Here is a 482-nt window from a genome sequence, read left to right on the forward strand (position 1 = left end):
CAGCACTTCTACTTCAAGCTGGTGCGCGAGTACCCGCGGCGCGAGCAGGTCATGCAATACGACGAAAGCGACCTGGCCTTCATCGACCGTCTGCTGGCCGAGGTCGGCATCTGGTACCGGTTCGTCAATGACGAACGCCTGTACATCGACGTGGTGGAGTTTCGCGACGACCAGCGGCATTACCTGCCCGGCGTCGAGCTGGCCTATCAACCGCAATCGGGCCTGGCCAGCACCGGCCAGGACAGCGTCTGGGGCTTGCAGACGGCCCATCAGGTGGTGGACAAGCACATCCATTTTCGCGCCTACCATTACGGCGATGCCCTGGCCTTTCTCGACGGCGAGGTCGACCAGAGCCGGCGCGCCAAGGGGACCTACGGCGAGGCCTACCACTACGCCGAGCCGTATCGGGTGCTGGGCGACCGTCTCGACCAGGACGAAGACCTGCAAAGCGAGAGCGGTTTTTTCTACGCGCGCCTGCGCCA

The 482-nt window shown here is 63.9% G+C and carries 1 protein-coding gene; it reads left to right on the forward strand.

Annotated features, from left to right (window positions below; genetic code table 11):
• Positions 1–482 (forward strand): contractile injection system protein, VgrG/Pvc8 family (locus tag ACLEJR_RS27030; RefSeq protein ID WP_440817766.1); only part of this gene is annotated, 482 nt, incomplete at both ends.

It is taken from the genome of Pseudomonas sp. SMN5 (assembly GCF_052041925.1).
In the GTDB taxonomy this organism is placed as follows: domain Bacteria; phylum Pseudomonadota; class Gammaproteobacteria; order Pseudomonadales; family Pseudomonadaceae; genus Aquipseudomonas.